This window comes from uncultured Cedecea sp., from assembly GCF_947498825.1.
Classification (GTDB): domain Bacteria; phylum Pseudomonadota; class Gammaproteobacteria; order Enterobacterales; family Enterobacteriaceae; genus JGM124.
Genome location: NZ_CANMLV010000011.1, coordinates 115,049 through 140,672 on the forward strand (window position 1 = coordinate 115,049; position 25,624 = coordinate 140,672).

The 25,624-nt window shown below is 47.4% G+C and carries 20 protein-coding genes and 1 pseudogene; 14 read left to right on the forward strand and 7 right to left on the reverse strand.

All coding sequences use genetic code 11. The annotated features are described in order from the left end of the window. Positions 1 to 152: 152 nt before the first annotated feature. Entirely contained in the window at positions 153 to 1,043 is an 891-nt protein-coding gene (gene metF, locus Q1A40_RS13370; RefSeq protein ID WP_300000851.1) for a methylenetetrahydrofolate reductase, read from the forward strand. Positions 1,044 to 1,183: 140 nt separating this feature from the next. On the opposite strand, the pseudogene Q1A40_RS13375 reads toward metF, so the two are convergent. The 3 genes and pseudogenes from Q1A40_RS13375 to argE all read right to left on the reverse strand — a co-directional run. Continuing rightward, positions 1,184 to 2,896, reverse strand: a pseudogene (locus Q1A40_RS13375) (phosphoethanolamine transferase CptA); the annotation flags it as partial. Positions 2,897 to 3,144: 248 nt separating this feature from the next. Beyond that, entirely contained in the window at positions 3,145 to 5,796 is a 2,652-nt protein-coding gene (gene ppc / locus Q1A40_RS13380; RefSeq protein ID WP_300000853.1) for a phosphoenolpyruvate carboxylase, read from the reverse strand. A gap of 234 nt (positions 5,797 to 6,030) precedes the next feature. Beyond that, positions 6,031 to 7,185 (reverse strand): acetylornithine deacetylase, encoded by a 1,155-nt coding sequence (gene argE / locus Q1A40_RS13385; protein ID WP_300000855.1) that lies wholly within the window; start codon positions 7,183 to 7,185, stop codon positions 6,031 to 6,033. Between the two features lie 183 nt (positions 7,186 to 7,368). On the opposite strand from argE, the gene argC reads away from it, so the two are divergent. The 4 genes from argC (at position 7,369) to argH (ending at position 11,860) form a co-directional block, all read left to right on the forward strand. Next, positions 7,369 to 8,370, forward strand: a complete 1,002-nt coding sequence (gene argC / locus Q1A40_RS13390) for an N-acetyl-gamma-glutamyl-phosphate reductase (protein ID WP_300000857.1) — start codon at positions 7,369 to 7,371, stop codon at positions 8,368 to 8,370. A gap of 16 nt (positions 8,371 to 8,386) precedes the next feature. After that, on the forward strand, positions 8,387 to 9,163 hold the full coding sequence (gene argB, locus Q1A40_RS13395; RefSeq protein WP_300000859.1) for an acetylglutamate kinase: 777 nt from the start codon (positions 8,387 to 8,389) through the stop codon (positions 9,161 to 9,163). A 30-nt stretch (positions 9,164 to 9,193) separates the two neighbouring features. Then, a complete protein-coding gene (locus Q1A40_RS13400; RefSeq protein ID WP_300000861.1) occupies positions 9,194 to 10,414 on the forward strand; it encodes an argininosuccinate synthase in 1,221 nt (406 codons plus the stop codon). Positions 10,415 to 10,486: 72 nt separating this feature from the next. After that, positions 10,487 to 11,860, forward strand: a complete 1,374-nt coding sequence (gene argH / locus Q1A40_RS13405; RefSeq protein ID WP_300000863.1) for an argininosuccinate lyase — start codon at positions 10,487 to 10,489, stop codon at positions 11,858 to 11,860. Between the two features lie 78 nt (positions 11,861 to 11,938). On the opposite strand, the gene Q1A40_RS13410 is transcribed toward argH, so the two are convergent. After that, positions 11,939 to 12,712, reverse strand: coding sequence for a helix-turn-helix transcriptional regulator (locus Q1A40_RS13410; protein ID WP_300000865.1), 774 nt, complete (start codon positions 12,710 to 12,712; stop codon positions 11,939 to 11,941). A gap of 98 nt (positions 12,713 to 12,810) precedes the next feature. Here Q1A40_RS13410 and Q1A40_RS13415 point away from each other — a divergent pair, with 98 nt between their 5' ends. Together Q1A40_RS13415 and oxyR are read left to right on the forward strand one after the other, a co-directional pair. Further along, positions 12,811 to 13,704 carry a DMT family transporter gene (locus Q1A40_RS13415; RefSeq protein WP_300000867.1) on the forward strand — a complete coding sequence of 298 codons (894 nt, stop codon included), beginning with the start codon at positions 12,811 to 12,813 and terminating at the stop codon, positions 13,702 to 13,704. 101 nt (positions 13,705 to 13,805) lie between these two features. Then, complete coding sequence (oxyR, locus tag Q1A40_RS13420) at positions 13,806 to 14,711, forward strand: DNA-binding transcriptional regulator OxyR (protein WP_300000869.1); 906 nt, start codon at positions 13,806 to 13,808, stop codon at positions 14,709 to 14,711. On the opposite strand, the gene sthA is transcribed toward oxyR, so the two are convergent. After that, positions 14,703 to 16,103 (reverse strand): Si-specific NAD(P)(+) transhydrogenase, encoded by a 1,401-nt coding sequence (gene sthA / locus Q1A40_RS13425; RefSeq protein WP_300000871.1) that lies wholly within the window; start codon positions 16,101 to 16,103, stop codon positions 14,703 to 14,705. The genes oxyR and sthA overlap by 9 nt on opposite strands. A gap of 197 nt (positions 16,104 to 16,300) precedes the next feature. Between sthA and fabR the strand changes: the two genes are divergently transcribed. From fabR to Q1A40_RS13445, 4 genes are all read left to right on the forward strand, one after another. Continuing rightward, positions 16,301 to 16,942, forward strand: coding sequence for an HTH-type transcriptional repressor FabR (fabR, locus tag Q1A40_RS13430; RefSeq protein WP_300000898.1), 642 nt, complete (start codon positions 16,301 to 16,303; stop codon positions 16,940 to 16,942). A gap of 10 nt (positions 16,943 to 16,952) precedes the next feature. After that, on the forward strand, positions 16,953 to 17,333 hold the full coding sequence (locus tag Q1A40_RS13435; protein ID WP_300000873.1) for a YijD family membrane protein: 381 nt from the start codon (positions 16,953 to 16,955) through the stop codon (positions 17,331 to 17,333). A 202-nt stretch (positions 17,334 to 17,535) separates the two neighbouring features. Then, on the forward strand, positions 17,536 to 18,264 hold the full coding sequence (locus Q1A40_RS13440) for an SDR family oxidoreductase (RefSeq protein WP_300000874.1): 729 nt from the start codon (positions 17,536 to 17,538) through the stop codon (positions 18,262 to 18,264). 12 nt (positions 18,265 to 18,276) lie between these two features. Continuing rightward, positions 18,277 to 19,881, forward strand: coding sequence for an FGGY-family carbohydrate kinase (locus tag Q1A40_RS13445; protein ID WP_300000875.1), 1,605 nt, complete (start codon positions 18,277 to 18,279; stop codon positions 19,879 to 19,881). 108 nt (positions 19,882 to 19,989) lie between these two features. Here Q1A40_RS13445 and Q1A40_RS13450 read toward each other — a convergent pair whose 3' ends face one another. After that, entirely contained in the window at positions 19,990 to 21,117 is a 1,128-nt protein-coding gene (locus Q1A40_RS13450) for a YdcF family protein (RefSeq protein WP_300000877.1), read from the reverse strand. A 584-nt stretch (positions 21,118 to 21,701) separates the two neighbouring features. On the opposite strand from Q1A40_RS13450, the gene Q1A40_RS13455 reads away from it, so the two are divergent. The 3 genes from Q1A40_RS13455 to Q1A40_RS13465 all read left to right on the forward strand — a co-directional run bounded on the left by Q1A40_RS13455 (position 21,702) and on the right by Q1A40_RS13465 (position 24,954). Beyond that, positions 21,702 to 22,568 (forward strand): YopJ/AvrA family T3SS effector serine/threonine acetyltransferase, encoded by an 867-nt coding sequence (locus Q1A40_RS13455; RefSeq protein WP_300000879.1) that lies wholly within the window; start codon positions 21,702 to 21,704, stop codon positions 22,566 to 22,568. 332 nt (positions 22,569 to 22,900) lie between these two features. Beyond that, positions 22,901 to 24,160, forward strand: a complete 1,260-nt coding sequence (locus Q1A40_RS13460) for a site-specific integrase (protein ID WP_300000881.1) — start codon at positions 22,901 to 22,903, stop codon at positions 24,158 to 24,160. A 143-nt stretch (positions 24,161 to 24,303) separates the two neighbouring features. Continuing rightward, complete coding sequence (locus tag Q1A40_RS13465) at positions 24,304 to 24,954, forward strand: hypothetical protein (RefSeq protein ID WP_300000882.1); 651 nt, start codon at positions 24,304 to 24,306, stop codon at positions 24,952 to 24,954. A 22-nt stretch (positions 24,955 to 24,976) separates the two neighbouring features. Here the strand turns inward: Q1A40_RS13465 and Q1A40_RS13470 are convergent. Then, on the reverse strand, positions 24,977 to 25,624 hold a 648-nt coding region (locus Q1A40_RS13470; protein ID WP_300000884.1), incomplete at its 5' end, for an IS66 family transposase.

Consider the following 25,624-nt stretch of genomic DNA (forward strand, 5'->3'; position numbering starts at 1 on the left):
TTTCATTCAGCATGAGAATTAATCAAAACGTATAACGATATTTATGTTGACGATTAGGCGCTTTTACGTCATCTTCTATTTAGACGTCTAAACGTCTGGATAGCAATAAATACAAAATACGATGATAATGAAGCGATTGATGAGGTGAGGGTATGAGTTTTTTTCACGCCAACCAGCGGGAAGCACTAAACCAGAGTCTGGCAGAAGTAGCCGGACAGATTAATGTCTCCTTTGAATTTTTCCCGCCGAGCACCAGTGAAATGGAACAGACCCTGTGGAACTCCATCGACAGACTCAGCAGCCTGAAACCTAAATTTGTTTCCGTAACTTATGGCGCTAATTCAGGTGAGCGTGACAGAACACACGGTATTATTAAGGGCATCAAAGAGCGTACCGGTCTTGAAGCTGCCCCGCATCTGACTTGTGTGGATGCAACGCGTGATGAGTTACTCAGTATTGCACGTGATTACTGGGATAACGGTATTCGCCATATCGTGGCATTACGCGGTGATTTACCGGCTGGTCACGCCAAACCTAATATCTATGCTGCTGATTTGGTTTCGTTATTAAAAGAAGTGGGTGATTTTGATATTTCCGTCGCCGCTTATCCGGAGGTTCACCCAGAAGCGAAAAGTGCGCAGGCGGATTTGATTAACCTGAAACGTAAAATCGATGCCGGTGCTAACCGCGCTATCACGCAATTCTTCTTTGATGTTGAAAGCTACCTGCGTTTTCGCGACCGTTGTGCGGCAGCAGGAATCGATGTAGAAATCGTGCCGGGCATCTTACCCGTCAGTAACTACAAACAGCTGAAAAAATTTGCCACTATGACGAATGTCCGTGTGCCAAGCTGGATGCACGCCATGTTTGAAGGGCTGGATGATGACCCTGAAACACGTAAGCTGGTGGGGGCCAATATTGCGATGGATATGGTGAAAATTTTAAGCCGGGAAGGGGTAAAAGATTTCCACTTCTATACGCTTAATCGCGCTGAGATGAGCTACGCCATCTGCCATACGCTGGGTGTTCGTCCACTAGCTTAATTATTCAGAACACGAAAAAATTTAAAAAGGGAAAAGCCAGGCTTTTCCCTTTTGCCGTTTTAACCTTGTGGTGCATCGACATCGTTCAGCGTCTTATCTGACGAAAGCGAGACCTGAGCCCTGTTTTTATCTTTTTCTTTGCTATAAGGCAGGGCATCGTAATCAATAAGCGGCGCTTTCTTATACGGGTTACCAATCAGGCGTGGTACCTCAACGAATTGTGGGCTGATAACAGAACGTTTCGGGTCATAGCCATCGTAAGTTAAGCCGCTTAAATCTGACCAGGTGTGGATCAGCTGCGAACTACTGTACTTACGATCCACATCGTTAGAGAAGTCTCTGGGATGCGCTTGCTGCCAGCCTGGAGAGGTCCAGAGGATAAAGGGAACCTTGTACATTGCGCGTGTCGGACTATCCTCATTACGCCCTTGCGTCTGGTGTGGCGGCGTATCGTAAACTTCCTCACCATGGTCCGACAGATAGAGCATAAAACCGTCTTGCCCGCTCTGTTTAAAATCCTTAATCAACGTTGAGACCACATGGTCGTTGAAGGCATTGGCGCTGTCGTAATCGTTATAGGTGGCTTGTTCGCTGGCGCTTAAACTTGCTGGCATCGTATCTGATTTGCCATCAAATTTACCTTCTCCGTGAGGGTAACGGAAATCGTAACGGATGTGCGTTCCCAGCAAATGGATAATAATGAATTTTTTTGCTGCAGGGTCGGCAAGGACTTCTTTAAACGGCGCCAGCACATTGGTGTCGTACTCACGAGCACTTTGAGTACGTTGTTGATTCATATAGTATTGTTTGTCAGTCTGTTTGGAAAATACCGTCAGCATAGTATTACGTTGGGTCATGGTCTGCTGATTCGTTATCCAGAAGCTCTTATAACCTGCCTGCTTCATCAGATTCATTAACGACGGTTTAGTCAGATAAAGATCGGGATTTTGCTGGTCGGCAAAGGTGAGCGCCTGTTGCAGAATTTCAATGGTATAGGGGCGTGAAGTCACAACATCATTGAATACCGTTAGCTGTGGATCCGATTTGTGCAGGGCAGCCAGTTCTGGCGTGGTTGCGCGGGGATAACCATAGAGGCTCATACGGTCACGCTGGGTTGACTCGCCCAGTACCAATACCAGGGTGCGTGGAGCGTCACCTGAACTGTCCTGCAAGTTAGCGAGTGGGGGTAAGGCATGGTTAGAATTCAACAGGTTAGTCAGACTACTGAGTTGATTCTGGTATTCGCGATAAGCCACAACAAACTGCCACGGAGCCGCAGGTTCAAGGCGAGAAGAAAGACTGTCGAAGGCCTCACTCAGCGAGCGCTTATGCAATAGTATATTCGCCCCCATCGGCTGTAAAACCAGGCCGAATAAAAGGGCAAAAGAGACTAACCATTGCCAGGGCTTACGGATATACACCGGTCGCAGGCGAGTCCAGAGAAAAATAGCGGCAAGCGTATAAGCTAAGGCGACCAGTAATAGCTTAATACTGAAATATTGTCTGAGGTATTCATTAGCTTCATTGGCGTTGCTCTCAAACATCACAAACAGCACGCTCTGTGAGAACTCCTGGCCGTAAACCACATAGTAACCAAGCGCAGCAATTGAGGTTGCCCACAACACAATACCGATAAGTGCAGCAATCAAGCGGGTATAGTTGGGTAGCAGGAAAACAGGTATCAGCCATAACGAACTAAACAGGATGGAATCTCGTAAACCCGTGGTGCCACTGTAACCGGTAGCTAAGATAGCAATTTGTATGACCGATGAAAAAAACCAAAAGTAAATCAGAACCCAGCCAAGGGCGCGAAAACTGAATTTCTTTCCGCTGTATGTTTTTGTGGAGTACATAGTTGTGCTCAGTTAAAAAATAGTGCTAACCATAGTGGACAAACCTTAAGTAAGCCTTAAACCTGAAAAAATAGGTGGGGCGGAGGTTAAAACAGGAGTTAGCATAGGGTGTGAGCAGGCAGGTTAATATCAGTTAACAATACTCTTTGCGGACAAGTCGTTAATTTTTCACCGCGAACAGCTATGGCTCAAATAAAAAACCCCACTGATAAAATCAGTGGGGTAACGTAATAATATCTCGACAGAAATTAACCGGTGTTACGCATACCGGCAGCCACGCCCGCGATGGTGACCATAAGGGCCTGCTCTACTCGAGGATCAACCTCTTCACCACGCTCTTCGGTTTGGCGTGAACGATACAACAGTTCAGCCTGAAGGACGTTAAGCGGATCGGTATAGATATTACGCAGGGTAATCGACTCAGCAATCCAGGGTAAGTCCGCCATCAAATGTGAATCGTTGGCAATGTCCAGTACCACTTTGATATCCGCAGAGAGCTGATCGCGCAGTTGCTGACCCAGGCTCCACAGCTCCTTTTTCACCAGACGCTGATCGTAGTATTCCGCCAGCCACAGGTCTGCTTTGGCAAAAACCATCTCCAGCATACCTAAACGAGTTGAGAAGAATGGCCAGTCGCGACACATCGCTTCAAGCTGGTCTTGCTTACCATCTTCTATCACTTTTTGCAGCGCGGCACCGGCACCCAGCCAGGCGGGTAGCATCAGACGGTTTTGCGTCCAGGCGAAAATCCATGGAATGGCACGCAATGACTCTACGCCGCCATTTGGACGACGTTTTGCAGGACGTGAGCCTAATGGCAGTTTACCCAGTTCCAACTCCGGTGTCGCTGAGCGGAAGTAAGGTACAAAGTCTTTATGCTCACGAATATAACCGCGGTACATTTCGCAAGAGACAGCTGATAACTGTTCCATAATATGGATCCAGTCTTGCTTTGGCTCTGGCGGTGGCAGCAGGTTAGCTTCCAGAATCGCACTGGTATAAAGCGTCAGACTGCTGATGGTGACTTCCGGAAGACCGTATTTAAAGCGGATCATCTCGCCTTGTTCAGTCACACGCAGCCCCCCTTTCAGGCTGCCTGGTGGTTGGGAGAGCAGGGCAGCATGCGCAGGTGCGCCACCACGACCAATAGAGCCACCACGACCGTGGAACAGCGTCAGTGCGATACCGGCTTTTTCACAGGTTTTGATCAGGGCGTCCTGTGCTTCGTACTGTGCCCATGAAGCTGCCATCACACCCGCGTCTTTTGCAGAGTCAGAATAGCCAATCATGACCATTTGTTTGCCCTGGATAAAGCCACGATACCAGTCGATACTCAGAAGTTGCGTCATCACATCATCAGCATTATTCAGGTCATCGAGGGTCTCGAATAGCGGGGCAACTGGCAGAGCAAAGGTACAGCCTGCTTCTTTCAGTAGCAGGTGAACGGCCAGAACATCAGATGGCGTTTTCGCCATAGAGATAACGTAAGCGGCAATTGACCCCTGTGGTGCTTCAGCGACCACTTTACAGGTATCAAGGACTTCTTTGGTCTCTGCAGTCGGTTCCCACTGGCGTGGCAGTAACGGACGTTTAGAGTTCAGCTCACGGATTAGGAAGGCTTGTTTGTCGGCTTCTGACCAGCTTTCGTAGTCGCCAATACCGAGATAGCGAGTCATTTCGCCTAAGGCTTCAGTATGACGGGTGCTTTCCTGACGGATATCGATACGAACCAGTGGCACACCAAAGCATTTTACCCGGCGTAAGGTATCAAGTAGCTGGCCGTTGGCAATAATGCCCATGCCGCAAGCTTGCAGTGACTGATAACAGGCATACAGTGGGTCCCACAGTTGCTCATTATGAGTTAACAGACCTTCTGGTTTCGGCAGACGCTGGCCTTTAAGGCGCGCTTCCAGCCAGGCTTGAGTCGCGGTTAATTGCTGACGCAGGCCTTTCATGATGTAGCGATAAGGTTCCTGACCCGCATCGGCTCCGGCAAGAGCGCTGAGTTCAGGCGTACATTCCACCATCGACAGCTCAGAGATCAGGACCTGAATATCACGCAGGAACAGGTCTGTTGCTTTCCAGCGGCTAAGCAGCAGTACATGGCGCGTAATATCGGCTGTTACGTTCGGGTTACCATCACGGTCACCGCCCATCCAGGAGGTAAAGCGTACCGGTACAAAATCGACCGGCAGTTTGTAGCCTAACTGCTCTTCAATCTGCTCATTCAGTTCACGCAGATAGTTTGGTACGCCTTCCCACAGACTGTTTTCTACTACCGCAAAGCCCCATTTTGCTTCATCAATCGGAGAAGGGCGTTGCTTACGAATTTCATCGGTATGCCAGGCTTGAGCCACTAACTGGCGCAGACGACGCATAATCTGGTTACGCTCGTAATCGGCGATATCGCTGTGATCGAGCTGTTTCAGACAGCTATTCACTTCAACCAGTTTATGAATCAGTGTGCGGCGGGTAATTTCAGTCGGATGCGCTGTCAGAACCAGTTCCAGTGATAAGGACTCTACTGCTTCTTTCAGGGCCTCTTCACTGATATTCGGCTGTTCTTTTAATTTTTTCAGCGTATCAGAAATCACTTCAGGGCTGCTGGCGGCTTCGCCATTCGCTGAAATACTGTGATATTGCTCTGCGGTGTTGGCCAGATTCAAAAACTGGCTGAATGCACGGGCAACAGGTAACAGTTCATCATTAGAGAGATTCTGCAGCGTTGTCAGCAATTCTTGCCGATTCGCCTCATTACCTGCACGGGAGGATTTGGATAACTTCCGGATAGTTTCCACGCGATCGAGAATATTTTCCCCCAGCGTGTCTTTAATGGTATCTCCGAGCAGCGTACCGAGCATACTGACATTACTACGCAAAGCAGAATAACGTTCGTTCATAAGATCCAGACCCAATCTCTATTATGTAACTTAATTTCACCCGTAAAGGTTCAACACCGCCTTTTATAAAGCCACGTCCCAACACTTTCGTCAATTACTACGAAATCGTTTCAGCAAACGAAAAAATGGCTTTAATACATGAAATTTAATTACGGAGTAAGTGTATAAGCAATTCTTATTAAAATAGCCCTAAAACCAGAATAAAAAGGAGGGTAATCCTCCTTTTTGCCCTATTTATGCATGCCAACAAAAATGGTGCACAACTTGAGAAATTAATTCGCGTGTTGGCTTAATAAAGCGTGTTTCAAGGTATTCATCGGGCTGATGCGCCTGATTAATCGAACCCGGGCCTAACACCAGGGTTGGGCAAAGGGTCTGAATAAAAGGCGCCTCAGTACAATAATTGACCACCTCAGTCTCTGTCCCGAGGAGTTTTTCAATCACTTGCACTAGCTGACTATCTTGCGGACATTCATAGCCGGGGATCGGTGGGTGCAGCTCTGAAATTGTCAGGCGGCCAGGATAGCGCTGACTGACTGGCTCCAAGGCTTCAACCAGCAACTCTTCCAGATTATTCAGCGACATGCCCGGTAATGGGCGAATATCCATATGCAGTTCACAGCAAGCACAGATACGGTTAGCAGCATCACCGCCGTTGATATGGCCGAGGTTAAGCGTCGGGTAGGGCACTGCAAAGGCTGCATAGTGGTAACGTTCTTTAAAGCTATCTCTGAGCCCCATAATCTGGGTGATCGCTTCATGCATCAGTTCGATAGCATTCACGCCTCGGGCCGGATCGCTGGAGTGGCCTGACTGACCCAGAATACGAATCGCATTAGAGATGTGTCCTTTGTGAGCGCGAACCGGTTGCAGGGAGGTTGGCTCACCGATAATGGCGCAGTCAGGGCGTATCTGAGTATTTTCAGAGAAGTAGCGTGCCCCGGCCATGGAGGTTTCTTCATCGGCGGTGGCGAGGATATAGAGCGGCTTTTTAAGCTGAGTCACATCAACGTCACGCAATGCATCAAGAATAAAGGCGAAGAAGCCTTTCATATCGGCGGTACCCAGACCATAGAGCTTATTGTCATGTTCGGTTAAGGTGAAAGGGTCGCGCGTCCAGCGTCCATCATCAAAGGGTACGGTATCGGTATGGCCTGTCAGCAGCAGACCACCGGCACCTTGACCTGTGCTGGCTAACATATTGAATTTATTGTTTGTTCCTGGGACAGGCTGTATTTCGACATGAAAATTCAGGTCACGAAACCAGCCCGCCAGTAAATTGATTAAAGACTCATTACTCTGATCGAGTGCGCTGTCGGTTGCGCTGATAGATGGGGTTGCGATCAAAGCGCGGTAAATCTCGATAAAAGGGGGTAATTTCATCTTCACTGTTGACAGCCCTTAGGTTAGGATAGTATCAATATTCATGCACTAATTATGAATAAAAATACATTAGCATTGAGCGTAAAGGAACCATTAATTGTTCCGGTGACTACCACCACGCATGCAGACGTGGGTGAAAGCTTCAGGCTGACACCTTAAACAGACGAACGAAGAAGGTGAACAGCCCAGATGTTGAATACACTGATTGTTGGCGCAAGTGGTTATGCAGGCGTAGAACTCGTCACTTATTTGAATCGCCATCCTGATATCAACATAACCGCTTTAACGGTATCAGCGCAAAGTTCAGATGCAGGAAAACGCATATCTGATTTGCATCCGCAACTGAAAGGCATTGTTGATATGCCGCTGCAGGCGATGTCGGACATCAGTGAATTCAGCAATGTTGATGTTGTGTTTCTGGCAACTGCACATGAAGTCAGTCATGACCTGGCTCCACAGTTTTTAGCTGCTGGCTGTACGGTTATCGATCTTTCTGGTGCCTTCCGCGTGAACGATGGTGATTTCTATCAGCGTTACTATGGTTTTACGCACCAGCACAGCGAATTGCTGGAACAGGCGGTATATGGCCTGGCTGAGTGGCAGCATGATGAGATTAAAACGGCCCGATTAATTGCCGTTCCGGGTTGTTACCCGACTGCATCCCAGCTAGCGCTGAAGCCACTGATTAACGCTGACTTGTTGGATCTCACCCAGTGGCCTGTCATTAATGCCACCAGCGGTGTCAGTGGTGCCGGGCGTAAAGCAGCAATATCTAACAGTTTCTGTGAAGTGAGCTTACAGCCTTACGGCGTTTTCAATCACCGTCATCACCCTGAGATTGCTACCCATTTAGGTACACCGGTTATTTTTACCCCGCATTTGGGTAATTTCCCGCGTGGTATTCTGGCAACCATTACTGCACGTCTGAAACCTGGCGTCACGGGTGAGCAGGTCGCTGAGACATTTAAACAAGCCTATGATGGCAAGCCTTTAGTACGTTTGTATGACAAAGGGGTTCCGGCGCTGAAAAATGTGGTTGGTTTACCTTTCTGCGATATTGGTTTTGCTGTTCAGGATGAGCATGTCATTATCGTCGCGACTGAGGATAACCTGTTAAAAGGTGCCGCATCGCAGGCAGTACAATGTTTAAATATTCGTTTTGGCTTTGCTGAAACACAATCTCTTATTTAACCGTCAGTTGGATAAAATGATGAATCCTTTAATTATCAAGCTGGGTGGCGTGTTACTGGATAGCGAAGAGGCGTTAGATCGTCTTTTCACTGCCTTGATGACTTATCGTCAGTCCCATCAACGGCCGCTGGTCATCGTTCACGGTGGTGGTTGCCTGGTCGATGAGCTGATGAAAAAACTGGCGTTACCGGTTGAGAAAAAAAATGGTCTGCGTGTAACACCTGCGGATCAAATTGATATCATTACCGGCGCACTGGCGGGTACAGCGAATAAAACGCTACTCGCCTGGGCGAAAAAATATAGTCTTAACGGTGTCGGTTTATGCCTGGGGGATGGTGACAGTGTGAATGTCACTCAACTGGATGAATCCTTAGGCCATGTTGGTCTGGCGAGTCCGGGCTCACCGAAGCTGATTCAGGCTCTGCTGGCGAGCAATTTCCTGCCTATTATCAGTTCAATAGGTGTGACCGCCGAAGGCGAATTAATGAATGTGAATGCTGATCAGGCGGCGACAGCCTTAGCTGCAACCCTGGGAGCTGACTTAATTTTATTGTCAGATGTTAGCGGCATTCTGGATGGTAAAGGGCAGCGTATCGCGGAGATGACGGCAGAAAAAGCTGAACAACTTATTCAACAGGGTATTATTACTGACGGTATGATAGTCAAAGTAAACGCGGCACTTGATGCTGCGCGTACTTTGCAACGTCCTGTGGATATTGCATCTTGGCGTCACGCAGAACAACTCCCTGCTTTATTCAACGGCGTAGCCATTGGCACCCGGATTCTGGCATAGACAAAGAAAAGATTTAACAAGGAAAAAACAATGCAAAATCACGGCATCAAAAAAATTGTTCTCGCGTATTCAGGCGGTCTTGATACTTCGGCGATCATTCCATGGCTGAAAGAAAATTATGGCGATTGTGAAGTGGTCGCTTGTGTAGTGGATATCGGCCAGGATCGTGAAGACCTGAAAGGCGTTGAGCAGAAAGCACTGCGTTCAGGTGCCAGCGAATGCTATGTCGTCGATGCCCGTGAAGAGTTCATCAGTGATTATGTTTATCCGGTACTGCAGACCGGTGCGCTGTATGAAGGCAGCTACCTGCTGGGAACTTCAATGGCACGTCCATTGATTGCTAAAGCACTGGTTGATGTGGCTAATAAAGTAGGCGCAGATGCGCTGTGCCACGGTGCAACCGGTAAAGGAAATGACCAGGTTCGTTTTGAGTCTACCTGGGCAGCACTGGCTCCACATCTGAAAGTCGTTGCGCCGTGGCGTGAGTGGGATCTGCGTTCTCGTGAAGCCCTGCTGGATTATCTGAAAGAGCGTGATATCCCGACCACCGCTTCACTGGAAAAAATCTACAGCCGTGATGAGAATGCGTGGCATATCTCTACTGAAGGCGGCGTGCTGGAAAGCCCGTGGAATGCACCGAACAAAGATTGCTGGGTTTGGACTGTAGACCCGCAAGAAGCACCAGACCAGGCAGAGCAAGTGACTGTTTCTGTGAAGCAGGGCAAAGTGGTTGCCGTTAATGGCGAAGCAATGAGCCCATTCAAATGTCTGGAAACACTGAATGCTATCGGTGCTAAACACGGTATCGGCCGTATTGATATCGTTGAAAACCGCCTGGTCGGTATTAAGTCTCGTGGTTGCTATGAAACGCCGGGAGGCACCATTATCATGGCGGCACTGCGTGGTGTTGAGCAGCTGGTTCTGGATCGTGACTCGTTCAAATGGCGTGAGCAGTTGGGTCTGGAAATGTCTTATGTGGTTTACGATGGCCGCTGGTTTGCTCCACTGCGTAAATCTCTGCAGGCAGCCGCTGAGTCTCTGGCTGAAGAAGTGAACGGTGAAGTGGTTCTGCAGCTTTACAAAGGTCAGGTGACTGCGATTCAGAAGAAATCGCCAAACAGCCTGTATAGCGAAGAGTTCGCGACCTTTGGCGAAGATGAAGTTTACGATCACAGCCATGCGGGCGGCTTTATCCGTCTGTTCTCACTCTCTTCACGTATCCGTGCATTGAACGAACTGAAAAATAAGTAATAGTTGAAATGGGGGAGCATGAGTTGCTCCCCGCTTTAAAAGTCACAATAAAAATGAATACGGAGCATGACTATGGCACTTTGGGGTGGACGTTTTACACAGGCAGCCGATCAGCGGTTTAAACAGTTCAATGATTCTTTGCGCTTTGACTATCGTCTGGCAGAGCAAGATATTGTCGGTTCTGTTGCCTGGTCCAAAGCATTAGTGACTGTAGGTGTGCTTACAAGCGCTGAACAGCAGCAGCTTGAAGAAGCACTGGAGACATTACTGACCGAAGTTCAGGCTGACCCTGAAGCGATTCGCACCAGTGATGCAGAAGATATTCATAGCTGGGTTGAAGGCAAACTGATCGAAAAGGTCGGAGCCTTAGGTAAAAAACTGCATACCGGACGCAGCCGCAATGACCAGGTTGCGACAGATCTGAAGTTGTGGTGCAAATTACAAATAAGCGAGCTACTGACTGCAACCCGTCATCTGCAACAGGCTTTGGTTGAGACCGCAGAAGCCAATCAGGATGCGGTGATGCCAGGTTATACCCACTTACAGCGTGCCCAGCCGGTGACTTTTGCTCACTGGTGTCTGGCCTATGTGGAAATGCTGGCGCGTGATGAAAGTCGCCTGCAAGACACCCTGACTCGTCTTGATGTCAGTCCGTTAGGCTGCGGTGCGTTGGCCGGTACAGCCTATGAAATCGATCGTGAGCAACTGGCCGGATGGCTGGGCTTTGCCTCTGCAACCCGTAATAGTCTGGACAGTGTTTCTGACCGTGACCATGTCCTTGAGCTGCTATCAAATGCATCGATTGGTATGGTGCATCTGTCACGCTTTGCTGAAGACTTAATTTTCTTCAACAGTGGTGAGGCGGCTTTTGTTGAGCTTTCCGATCGTGTGACCTCAGGTTCTTCTCTGATGCCACAGAAGAAAAACCCGGATGCACTGGAGCTGATCCGCGGTAAAACAGGCCGTGTGCAAGGCGCTCTGACCGGCATGATGATGACCCTGAAAGGTCTTCCTCTGGCCTACAACAAGGATATGCAGGAAGATAAAGAAGGACTGTTTGACGCGCTGGATACTTGGCTTGACTGCCTGCATATGTCGACCCTGGTACTGGACGGTATTCAGGTTAAACGTCCTCGCTGCCGTGAAGCGGCAGAGCAAGGCTATGCCAACTCAACTGAATTAGCTGATTACCTGGTCGCGAAAGGCGTCCCGTTCCGTGAAGCACACCATATTGTTGGTGAGGCTGTGGTAGAAGCGATTAAACAAGGCAAAGCGCTGGAAGCTTTATCTCTTGAGGACTTGCAGAAGTTCAGTACTGTGATTGGCGAAGATGTCTATGCGATGCTGTCATTGCAATCTTGCCTTGATAAGCGTGCCGCTAAAGGCGGCGTGTCTCCGGTGCAAGTGGCGAAAGCCATCGCTGACGCTAAACAACGACTGGTCTGATGCAGACTCATTTAATGCGGGCATTGCCCGCATTAAATTGCCGACAAAGAAGGAAAAACGGGGTTTTTCCTTCTGCTTTTATTGTTCAAGATAGAAAGCCGAAGGCGGCATACCAAAGTAACGTTTAAACATGACGGTAAAAGCACTCTGGCTGTTATAGCCATGTTCCAGTGCGACCTGCACAATAGGTTTTCCTTCCGCCAGACTCTCCAGCGATAACAACAGACGTGCCAGCTGTCGCCACTGGCCAAAAGTGATCCCAGTGTGAGTTTTAAACTTACGATAAAAGGTTTTCTTACTCATTGCCAGACGAGCAGCCCACACTTCCGCGGTGATGGATTCGTCGGGATGTTTTGCTATCTGGTTACATACCTGAACCAGCCGTTGATCTTCAGGCCAGGGCAAATAAAAGGGCAGGACTGGCAGAGTTTGGAACTCATCCAACAGCAGGCGCATCAGACGCCCGTCACGGCTATCCACCCTGTAGTCGAGAGGAATCGTTGAGGCTTCGAGGATCAGCTCACGTAGCAGTGGTGAGACATTGATAACACAGTCTTGCTCAGGCAAGCCTGGTGCGGCATCTGCATTCACAAATAAGGTCCGCATACTGACTGATCCGCGCATACGCACAGTATGCTCCATATTGGCCTGTAACCAGACTCCACGGGTCGGCGGCACTACCCAGCGGCCACGATGGGTTTCAATCACCATGACTCCACGTGTCGCATATAAAAATTGCGAACGAGTATGCTGGTGCGCAGTAATCACATAGCCAGGCGGATACTCGACCGCCAAGCCATTGATCGGGCGGCGGGCTGTTTCGCTCGCCAGATGTACCCCAGCCTCTACCATAAGTTGTCTCTTTTGAGATAAGAATTGTCATTCTGTCTTAATACGGCTAACGCTATCTCTTTCATTATGAATGCTTTGCCGACCAGCTGAGGATTGAAATGAGATATTGGTTATTCCCTTTAAGCGCTATAGCCCTGTGGGCAGGTAATGTGATTGTATCAAAAATGGCATCGGGCGTGATTTCCCCGCTGGCTATTACGTTTTATCGCCCCGTATTAGCGGTGTTTTTGATGAGTTTTTTTCTGGCAATACCGACCTGGCGAAACCGTGCGCAGGTAAAACGTCACTGGCCTAAGTTAATGTTTTTAGGTTTCCTGAGTATGGCTTTCTATCAGTGCTTATCGTACTGGGCCGCCGACACCTCAACGGCAACCAATATGGCGATTATTACCGCCCTGACACCGTTATTGACGATGTTAGTCAGTTCACTGGTATTACGAGAGTTTCCTACACCAGGCATGATCCTCGGAGGTGCAATAGCGTTATGGGGGACCGCATTTTTAATCAGTGGAGGCTCGCCCGTAGATCTGTTTAAGGGACACTATAGGATTGGTGACCTGCTGATGTTGATAGCCGCCCTGAGTTATGCTTTCTATAGTGTACTGCTGCGTAAATGGCAGATTGGGTTGCCTGCCTGGCAATCTACTTATCTTCAGGCATTATCTGCTATGATCTTTATGTTTCCATTGTGGCTGACTGTTCCGGCCGGGCAGGCGTCGTTAAATATCGATACGCTTCCACTGATTTTCTATGCCGGCATTATGGCTTCAATCGTTCTGCCTTGCCTGTGGATTAAAGGAATTGAGCATCTGGGGCCGAATCGTTGCAGTATCTTTATGAATGCCCTGCCCGTTATTACTGCCGAACTGGCAATTACCCTGCTGCATGAGCGGCTTGCATGGTATCATGTAGTTGGGGGCAGTGTTGCTTTGCTGGGCGTCTTTATTGCCCAAACGTTGCGGATACGTGTCTGGCAGCGGGAACCTGAGTAATCCTAGAGTAGTAAGAACTTTATTTGCGCTATTGATAGTTGTTAGCATTCATTGTTAATCTATCTATAGTTAATAACTATCTCATCGGGGAGCAATGGATAATGAATATTCGGGATCTTGAGTATCTGGTAGCGTTGTCTGAACATTGCCATTTTCGCCGAGCGGCTGATTCCTGTCATGTCAGCCAGCCGACACTGAGTGGCCAGATCCGTAAACTGGAAGACGAACTGGGCATTATGCTACTTGAGCGTACCAGCCGTAAGGTGCTGTTTACTCAGGCTGGTTTGCTGCTGGTGGATCAAGCACGTACCGTTCTGCGTGAAGTGAAAGTATTGCAAGAGATGGCGAGTCAGCAGGGAGATACCATGTCTGGTCCCTTGCATATTGGTCTGATCCCGACCGTTGGGCCCTATTTACTCCCTTTAATTATTCCCGTGTTGCGTCAGGCTTTTCCTAAGCTGGAACTGTACTTACATGAAGCCCAGACTCATCAGCTATTGATGCAGCTCGACAGTGGCAAACTCGACTGTGCTATTCTGGCACTGGTTAAAGAGAGTGAACTTTTTATCGAAGTCCCGCTGTTTGATGAGCCAATGACTTTAGCGATTTATCAGGAGCATCCGTGGGCTAGCCGTGATAGCGTGCCATTGTCCGATCTGGCGGGTGAAAAATTACTGATGCTGGAAGACGGGCACTGTTTACGTGACCAGGCGCTGGGATTCTGTTTTGCCGTCGGGGCTGATGAAGATACTCATTTCCGGGCGACTAGCCTGGAAACCTTGCGTAATATGGTGGCTGCCGGAAGCGGTATTACCCTGCTGCCTGCATTGTCAGTTCCTCAGGAACGCGTTCGGGATGGCGTGGTTTATATTCCTTGTTATAAGCCAGAGCCGCACAGAACCGTTGGCTTGGTCTACCGCCCAGGTTCTCCGCTACGTAATCGCTATGACCAGTTGGGAGAGGCCATCCAGAAACTGATGAATGGCCATTTCACACGATTAAAATAGACGATTTAAGCCATTTAATGCTGCTACCCGGTAGGCTTCAGCCATAGTTGGGTAGTTAAAGGTGGTGTTAACGAAGTACTCAATGGTATTTCCGCCACCTTTCTGTTCCATAATCGCCTGACCGATATGGATAATCTCGGCTGCACGCTCACCAAAGCAATGAATACCGAGAATTTCTTTGGTTTCACGATGGAAGAGGATCTTCAGGGTGCCGATATTCATACCAACAATCTGAGCCCGCGCCAGGTGCTTGAATTGTGCCCGACCCACTTCATAAGGCACTTTCATTGCTGTCAGTTGTTGCTCTGTCTGACCGACTGAACTGATTTCTGGAATGGTATAAATTCCGGTAGGAATATCTTTGATAAGGTGCGCTGTTGATTCACCTTTCACGATAGCCTGTGCAGCAATACGCCCCTGATCGTAGGCAGCAGAAGCTAGACTTGGATAACCAATGACATCACCAACAGCATAGATATGCGGCAGCGCAGTCTGATACATACTGTTAACCTTCAGTAAGCCTCGTCCATCTGCTTTTAAACCAATATTATCCAGCGATAATGAGTCGGTATTTCCGGTGCGACCGTTGGCATACAGCAGGCAGTCGGCTTTCACTTTTTTACCGGATTTCAGCGAGACAATCACGCCATCATCGACGCCTTCAATGCTTTCAAATTCTTCGTTATGGCGAATAACGACGCCATTATTCCAGAAATGGTAAGAGAGCGAGTCAGACATTTCTTGATCAAGAAATGCCAGAAGACGGTCGCGCGTATTGATCAGGTCAACTTTGACGCTCATTCCCCGGAAAATAGAGGCATATTCACAGCCGATAACGCCTGCACCATAAATAATGACATGGCGTGGCTCATGCTGGAGGCTGAGAATAGAGTCGCTGTCGTAAATTCGCGGATGACTAAAATCAACTTCGGGAGGACGGTATGGCCGTGATCCACAGGCAATTACAAACTTTTCTGCAGTGTGTGTTTCTACCGAACCATCAGGATATTCCAGGGCAATGGTATGTTCATCAACAAAGCGGGCATCTCCCTGCAACATTTCGCAGTGGTTACGCTCGTAAAAGCCCTGACGCATTCGGGTCTGTTGGTTAATGACGCTATCGGCGTGATTAAGAATGTCAGAAAATGAAGAACGAAGCAGATGAGAGTGGTCGCTATACAGCGGATTTTGGTTAAACTCAATAATACGGCTGACGGCATGACGGAGTGCTTTGGAAGGAATAGTCCCCCAGTGGGTACAGCCTCCGCCAACATAATGGTAGCGTTCAATTACGGCTACTCTGGCGCCTTGTTTGACAAGACCCATCGCCGCACCTTCGCCTCCAGGGCCGGAGCCAATCACGATTACATCATAATCATAGGAATGAGACATGGTGGATGCTTACCTGTTCTTATACATAAAAACAACATAATTGTAACATCAACAATTGGATAACCCAATTATCATTGTGCTTTTACTGACGTTAGCATCTCATTGTGGTGTAAACAATCATTCACATTGCGCTGTAAAAGGGTTAGCTTTAGTCTTTAGCATAGTTCCGGCTTGGTTTGAAGGATTCAGGCAACATGATGGGTGTCAGAGCGCAACAAAAAGAAAGAACTCGGCGTTCTTTGGTAGAAGCTGCATTTAGTCAGTTAAGCGCGGAAAGGAGTTTTGCCAGCCTGAGCCTGCGAGAAGTCGCCCGTGAGGCAGGTATTGCCCCAACCTCGTTTTATCGACATTTTCGCGATGTCGATGAACTGGGGCTAACCATGGTCGATGAAAGTGGTTTAATGCTACGTCAGCTAATGCGTCAGGCTCGCCAGCGTATTGCGAAAGGGGGCAGCGTTATTCGCACCTCGGTTGCTACATTTATGGAGTATATTGGTAATAACCCCAATGCATTCCGTTTGTTATTGCGTGAACGTTCTGGTACTTCTGCTGCGTTTCGTGCCGCAGTTGCCCGGGAAATTCAGCATTTTATTGCCGAGCTGGCAGACTATCTGGAGCGCGAAAATCGTGTGCCGCGTAGTTTTACCGAAGCTCAGGCTGAAGCCATGGTGACGATTGTTTTTAGTGCCGGCGCGGAAGCCTTAGATGTTGATATCGAAAAGCGACGTCAGCTTGAAGAACGATTAGTCCTTCAACTGCGGATTATCTCAAAAGGTGCTTATTACTGGTATCGACGAGAACAAGAAAGATTAACACTTGCTCAAATACCTGAAGGATAAAGGAGAATAAATGACACAGTTACAAGAAAGAGGAACGCTCGTTCTGGCATTAATCACCGGTGTCTCGATCAACGGTTCTTTTGCTGCATTGTTTGATTCACAAGTATCCTTTTCAATCTTTCCTCTTATTGCCTTAGTGTTGGCGGTACATACGCTTAGCCAGCGCTATAAGAACAGCGCTATGGCGGAAGGTTTACCCAGCCTGGCGGTTGCATGGTTTGTGCTTGGTATTCTTCTGTATAGCGCTATCATCCGTGTAGCACACCCTGAAATTGGTTCTAATTTCCTGCCATCAATTTTATCGGTAGCCCTTATTTTTTGGATCTTTGCAAAAATGCGTGCACGTAAAAGAGGGTTTGCAGAGCAATATGACGAAATAAAAGAAGGCTGATTCTTTCTGCTATTCATTTCTTATCTCACCTGAGTCATTGTGACTCAGGTGATCTGAGTCACAATCCCCAAACTCAATTTAAACACCCGTATAGCAGCCAATAAAAATCAGCGGTGATTTTTTATCGGTAGCTGCTATTGTATTTTACTTGCCTGCCTGGCCTGTGTTAATCACGGCTTGATTGATAATAAAGGGGTTTTAAATGGGTGTTTCGATTGCAAATAAAGTTGCTGCGATTACTGGGGCTGCTTCCGGGATTGGTCTTGAATGTGCCAGAACGCTGATTGGTGCAGGTGCTAAAGTTGTTCTGATTGACCGCGCAGAGGACAAACTAAAAGAGCTGGTGAAGGAACTTGGTCCGAATGCGATGCCGCTGGTTGTTGACCTGCTGGATCCTGAAGATGTTGATAGCATCCTGCCGCGTATCCTGGAATTAGCCGGTCGTCTGGATATTTTCCATGCTAACGCAGGTGCCTATATTGGTGGTGAGGTTGCTGAAGGGGATCCGGATGTCTGGGATCGCGTATTAAACCTGAATATTAACGCTGCGTTCCGTTCCGTACGCGCTGTTCTGCCTCATCTGATTGAGCAGAAATCAGGTGATATTTTGTTTACCAGCTCGGTTGCGGGTGTGGTTCCGGTTATTTGGGAACCGGTTTATACCGCATCTAAATTTGCGGTACAGGCTTTTGTTCACTCAACCCGTCGTCAGGTCTTTAAACATGGCGTACGTGTAGGGGCGGTATTACCGGGCCCTGTGGTGACGGCCCTGCTCGATGACTGGCCACAGGAAAAAATGGACGAAGCACTGGCTAGCGGTAGCCTGATGCAACCGATCGAAGTTGCTGAGTCGGTACTGTTTATGCTGACTCGTCCTGCTCATGTCACCGTTCGGGATTTGGTTATTTTACCCAACAATGTGGATGTGTAACCTGGAGTATTAATGAACAAGAATCAGGTCGTTATCGGGGTTGATGTAGGTACCGGCAGCGCGCGGGCTGGGGTTTTTAATCTGGCCGGTGAAATGCTGTCCACGGCGCGACGAGATATCACGCTCTATCAACCTCAGCCACACCATGCTGAACAATCATCGGAAGAGATTTGGACAGCGATATGTGATTCAGTGAAACAAGCCCTGGCTGAGTCAGGTACTGCTCCTGAGTCCGTTGCGGGGATTGGCTTCGATGCGACCTGTTCTTTAGTGGTAGTGGGGCATAATAATCAGCCATTACCTGTGAATGCCGATGGTGATGTCAGCCGCGATATTATTGTCTGGATGGATCACCGGGCAACAGAGCAAGCTCGTCGCATTAATAAGATGGGACATCCGGTATTACGTTATGTCGGGGACAAAATCTCACCCGAAATGGAAACGCCTAAGCTGCTATGGTTAAAGGAAAATATACCCGAAACCTTTAACGCAGCATGGCAGTTCTTTGACTTGGCTGACTGGCTAACATGGCGCGCGAGTGGCGATTTAGTCCGTTCTGTGTGTACTCTGACATGTAAATGGACTTGGCTCGCACATGAGCAACGCTGGGATGATAGCTATTTTGAGTCTATTGGTCTGGAAGAGTTTCCGCGTGAGCATTATGTCCGTATCGGTCAGAATATGCAGTCCCCTGGAACGGCTTGTGGCCAAGGGGTCACTTTAGAGGCGGCCAACCAGCTTGGTCTATTACCCGGAACGCCGGTCGCGGTGGGAATGATTGATGCCCATGCCGGGGGTATTGGAAGTGTGGGAGTCGTTGATGGGGCTCTCAAAAATATGGCTTATGTATTTGGCACGTCTTCCTGCACGATGACGACCACGGAAGAGCCGGTATTTATTCCCGGTGTCTGGGGGCCTTATTACTCCGCAATGGTGCCCGGCATGTGGCTGAGTGAAGGCGGGCAAAGTGCGGCAGGTGCAGCGATCGATCGCTTGTTATCCCTGCATCCTGCGGCGCATGACGCAAAAGCGGAAGCTAAACGTTTTGGTAAACCGCTGCCGGTATATCTGGCGGATCTGTTGCTTGAGCAAGTTGAAGATATTTCTCAGGCGGTAACGCTGGCGGAAGGAATACATGTTGTTCCTGAATTTTTGGGTAACCGTGCACCTTTTGCAGACCCTGATGCCCGGGCGATTATTGCCGGACTTGGTATGGACAGTTCATTCCAGAACTTGCTCCAGTTCTATGTCGCGGGTGTGTGTGGTATCGGTTATGGCTTACGTCAGATCCTTGAAGTCCAGGAGAAGGCGGGAGCGCCGGTTGATAACATCGTGATAAGTGGTGGTGCAGGTCAGCATCCACTGATCCGCCAACTACTGGCTGATGCTTGTGGAAAACCGATATTGTCTACCCGTTCTGCTGAGCCAGTACTACTGGGCAGTGCTATTCTGGGCGCTGTTGCCGGAGGGTTATTTGCGACCCTGCCAGAAGGTATGGCGGCGTTGTCTTCTGTTGATCTCCGCTACATGCCTGATACACGCGTCCATGAACAACATGAAAAGCGTTACTGCTCATTTACGCTGTTGCAGCAGACGGCCAAAACGCTGGAAGGGTAGAATGTATTATCGGTGTGCAGGGGCAGAATCGCGAACTGACATGAATAATGCCCCTGCCAGCCTGTACAGCAACCTGAAGGGCTAACTTCAGGTTGCTCAGATATCGGATCAGCGTTCTTCCAGCGGATAGCTGCGGAAGCTCCACAAACCGAGTGCTTTCAAGCCATCCCGGTAAATACCCTGAATATCTTTCTGGCTCACCTGCTGCAGCTCTGACAGGGGTTTATCCAGTGCGATAATGTCATAGAAATGAATATCTCGTGGTCCTGTTTCCCAGCTTGCGAGCGTGAAAATCGCATCAGCGCGGCGAATATGGCTGCCTGAACTGATCAGTACCGCGTTTTTAATACGGTGCTTCGCCAGCGCATAACGGCTGAACAAGGCATTTTCAACCGTTGAGCGGGCATAATTTTCCGGATAAATACGTTTGGCATCCACACCATGCTGTATTAACCAGTCGGCCATTAAATTCCCCTCAGTTTTATTATTCTGAGGTACGCCCCCGGTCACAATAATCAGTGAGTCAGGTAACTCTTTGGCAATCTCGAGCGTTTTTTCCAGACGTTTAATCAAGATGTCGTGCATTGAGCCATCAGGATTCAGCGCATAGCCTAAAGTCACAATGGCATTGCTGCCTTTGTCTGCGTGCAGTTTGGCCAAGTCTTCACTGGAAAGTTTATCGGTAATCGGCATTGTAGTGACACGGGAGATCACTTTATAGAATTCGCTCAGCTCCTGGGCTTTTGCCGGGTTGAGTTGTTGTAGCGTTTTCAGGTAATCATCACTTTCTTTACTCTGCCCGGCAAAGCGGCTCCATGCTGAAAGATACATCAGAGCATCAATATCATCCGGGGCATCTGCCAGAATATCGCGATAAAGTGCCAGAGCTTTATCAACATTACCATTGTAGATATACGCGCTGGCTGCACTAAACAGTAAGTCCTGGCGATAAGGTTCCAGTTTGTGTGCGGCCAATAACTTCTGCGCCACTATCTCAAGGTTTGAAGGTAACTTCGCGGTAAAACCGGCATCAGAAGAGCGCGACGGGTTCTTAAAAGCCTGTAAGGCTTCATTGACGAGCAGGTCAACCGCCTGGCGTTGAGTAACGTATTCAGTATAGTTTGCCTGAGGTGCTATAACGGTTGTGTCGGCGATACTTTGAAATGACAAAGTACATCCTAGTGCCAGTGCAATCAGGGTTTTTATCTTAAAGCTCTGTGTAACCGTTCTATTCATATTTATTTCCATCGAGAAATTAATGATGCTGTAAAAGGGCAAAAACGCTGATTGATACTATCAACTGCGGTTTTTTTCTACATAATAAGATTTATAATATGGGATTAAGACAGAATTATTTCATCAAAGAAAATAAGATTTTGTGATGTTATACAGGAAATGGCTGATATTGATGCCTTGTTTCTCGCTCTGGTGCACAGTTTCTTATGATAGTACCAGTCACTTTTGGATTGAACTTGGTGCTGAGTCAATCAATTCCTTCTCTTGTGAACATAGCAGACTTCTTCTTTGATGACAGGCACGACCAGGAAAAAGTGTAGTGGCGATTTAATATATTTAAATAATATCAATTTTCCCTCATGAATTTAGCTGTTTATAATTCATGACTTGTTCATGGTATCAGACTTAGGTATTGTTTCTATATTATTCTTATCTACAGGTCATTGTCAGATATATTATTCCTCAAGGTGTGGCTTTTTCGATGAGGGGGATTATATGTTCGTCATGCTGAAGATATCTTGGATATAATTATCATATAATTCATATATAACCTATCTTCGTTATCTTACAAAGAGAGTTGTGCTATGTTAAGTTCTATATATACTACAGCATATGCGAATGGTGTTTTTGAATCTAAAAGAGATATCGTAAAAACCGATTTAAAAATAATAAATACAATTAAAAATTTAGAGAATGATATTTTAGACGGAAGTTGGAGTAAAAAAAGATATGCCGAAATGGATCTTGAAATAATGCCATTAATGGTATCCAGAGCAAATAGAAAATATCCTAACTTACATCTTTATTTTTTAAATGATCCAGAACATATTGCTGAGTTAATAGGGGAAAATATATCGCAAAATAAACGTTCTTTCAGATGCATTACGAATATGGGTAGTGATAATATTCATTGTGCGCTTATCGATTGTAAGATTATTAATAATAAAATATCGTTAATATTATTTGAACCAGCAAACAAGGTATCTTCATCTGCAAATTTACTCGCTATCAGACTCACATTAGCACTGAAACGTCATCCGATACCTGAATGTTTTTTCGTAATGTTTGAAATGGATCTTCAAAGAAGCATTTCTGAATGTAGTATTTTCAGCCTGGCACTAGCAAAAAAAATTCACTTTGAATCTGATAAAATCAAAAGAATACATCAGGATAATCTTGCAGGTCATTTCAGTGGAGTATCAGGCTTTATTTCCTGTAATGAAGTGGATAAATATTTACCTCCCTCTTTATTTAAACATGTACAAAGCATTACTCGTCTTAATAAATTTATGGAAATGCATCCAGAATATAAAGTCAAAGTTATTAACAAAAAAAGTGAAAATGTTATTCAGAGATTCGTTAAAAATTTAGTTTTGGTTAATAATAAAAAAATGTCCATTTCGTTACATAAAAAAAGAATTTCTGAATACAGTGCGCTACTGAAAAGCTGATTCAACTATGTATCATGTAATCAATTCGCTATTTTGGTGCTTCTGTTATTCATAAAGAGGGTATACATGATACCCTCTGACAACTCAATGTTGCTGTCCGACAGCGATACTTTACGGCTCTTTACGGGTCAGCAGCACGCCACATTCCATATGGTGGGCAAATCGAACTCTGAATCTTGTAACGTCTTGTGAAATCCAGGTTTTATTTTTAATTTGTTGTTTTTATTTGTGTTTTACTTATTCATTTTCCAGGGGTGTCTTTAGCCGTACAATGAAAACTCGTCTTTCCCCGTACCCCGAGCCGTACCCAGAAATGCAGAGGTTTTTGAACCATGACCAAGCGAATTAGCACCAATGCCACGTTGCAATCATTGAAAGCACAAGACAAAGAATACCTAATTCCAGATAAGAAAATTGAAGGATTGAATATTCGTGTTCGCAAGACAGGCACAATGACTTGGATCTTTCGCTTTCAGGTCGGCAAAAAACACGAAAAAATCACCATGGGGCGGTATGTTAAGTTGAAACCAGAAACGGGGATGACACTTGAACAGGCTCGAACAGAAGCGGGGCGTTACCGTAGCTGGCTGGAAAACAATAAAAATCCGAAGCAGGAACTGGCACGTGAACAGCGCGAGCAAGAGGAAGCGAAAACCTTTGACGATGCTTTTGCCAGTTTTGATGAAAAGCGTTTATCTAAGCAGCTGCGGGGAGAACAGGCGAGGGCAATCTACATCCGGGATATCAAACCATTTCTTGGCCACATCAAACTAGAAGAGTTGAGAATTCATGATCTTAATAAAGTGTTTGATGCCAAGGTTGATGAGAGTGGTAAGAGAAAGGCGGGTGCGATTGGTGCATGCCACAAAATCATCAATCAGGTGATCAACCATGCGCTGGCTTTGAATATGCTCGGCGCTCACCCTGCACCACATTTGAAATCCAAGGATGTCGGTGGTGGCTCTAAAGTCACCAAACGCAATTTGAGCTTTTCAGAGTTGAAGACTTTGCTAACCAGTTTGCCTTCCTGGCGTACAGAGCCCTCTAACGTCCGTCTTATGCAGTTTTTGCTTGGGTGTGGGCAACGTATTAGTGCCGTGCTTGAAATGCGCTGGAGTGAGGTAGATTTGCAAGAAAAGGTATGGTTGTTGCCTGCCAGTTCAGAGGATCGTCACACCAAAAGTCAAGAGAGCCGAAAAGTGCCATTAAATGATTACCTGCTGGCACTTCTTAAAGAGCAGCGTGAGAGTGTGCCAAGCAAATGGAAACTTGTTTGGCCTCAGCTTTTGGCCGATAAGGTTCAGGAACCCGCAGCAGTACGTGCGCTAATCAAACGTAACTTACCGGATGATTTTGAACGTTTCTCACCACACGATCTGCGCCGCACCTTTATCAGCCGTTGCAGCGAAATGGGGTTAGATATTGTGGCGATTGAAAAGACGGTTGGCCACCAGCTACCAGGTATGCTGCGAGTGTATAATCATCATGATTACCTTGAAGAGCAGCTAGTGGTATTACAGGCTTGGGGTCAGAAACTGCAATCGTTAGTTGTAGAAAACGTTGTTCCGTTGGAAAAAGCAAAATCTGCTTGAGATATGGTAAGTCTGAGTTGATGTAACTTTTTAGGGTAGTGTTAATCACAGCCTAGTCTACGCGTACGGCTGCATTAGCTAACTATCGCTATCCCAAAAACATAATTGCGCGAGATGGCGACTTTCCGGATGGGCCAGCGGTAGTGAGTGCCATTACTCCTGAAGGAGATGATTGGCATGACGATGTTTACCAGTTGTTAACTCATTTGAGAGACAATGGCCAACTGACCGACTGGAATCAAGTGGCTTTCTTATTCCGTTCAGTGAAGAACGATAAAGTGAGAGCTCTAGCTCAATCGCTCGAAGATAAAGGGATTCCTGTCTATTCTCCGAGAGCCAATTTATTCTTCGAACGAGAAGAAATTCGATTGATGCTCGGGGTTCTTCATCTTGTTTTCCCCATGGTTCTACCTGACCGCAAAAAACGCTCACAGGAAGGGAAAGCTCTGCCTATATGGAACTACTATGAGCAGCAATGTTTAGCGCCTTTGCTCACTGAACTGCCGAAGTCAGAACAGTCAGACTTAGTTGCCTGGTGTAAGAAAAAAGCCCATGAGCACATCAACTTAACCAAGAACGCAGATAGCTCATTTCTTGGAATCTTTTACGATATTTTGCAGTTCCCATTGTTTTCTAAATACTTAGAGCAAAAAAATGGCAATGAGCGTGCTCAGCGTAACCTAGCGCAGTTCAGCCGAATGCTTGGGAAATTTGAGTACTTACATCGTGTCAGTGTTTTGAACCCAAAGTATTTAGAGCGAAACCTTCGTGATTTATTCGTAAGCGTCCAGTGAGAACCGTATTGACGTAAGAGGATTATTCCACTGGCAGAGTGATACGCCAGGGTAGCAGTGCACTGACCCGGTTTATCGGCCAGTCAGCTATCACATCAAGAACATGTCGAAGATACTGCTCCGGATCTATACCGTTCAGTTTGCATGTCCCTATAAGGCTGTACAAGAGCGCTCCGCGCTCTCCTCCATGATCTGAACCGAAGAACAGGAAGTTTTTTCGCCCCAGACTGACCATTCGCAGGGCATTTTCAGCGATGTTGTTATCCGCTTCAGCCCAGCCATCATCTCCATAGTACGTCAGTGCCGGCCACTGGTTAAGGGCATACGTGAACGCTTTCGCCAGCTCTGCGTGTCTTGAGAGGGTTTTCATCTTTTCACGCAGCCAGCCTTCCAGGGATTTCAGTCGCGGTTTCGCTTTCTGCTGGCGTTCGGCAAGTCGCTGCTCTGCCGGCATTCCCCTTATTTCCGCCTCGATGGCATACAACTCGCCGATCCGTTTCAGGGCTTCCTCCGTCAGGGCTGACGGAGTGCGAACATGTACATCGTGGATCTTGCGACGGGCGTGAGCCCAGCAGGCGGCTTCCTTTATATCGCCTTCCCGGTAGAGCGCGTTGAACCCGGCATAGGCGTCTGCCTGCAGTACACCACTGAAGCCTGCCAGATGGGTCTG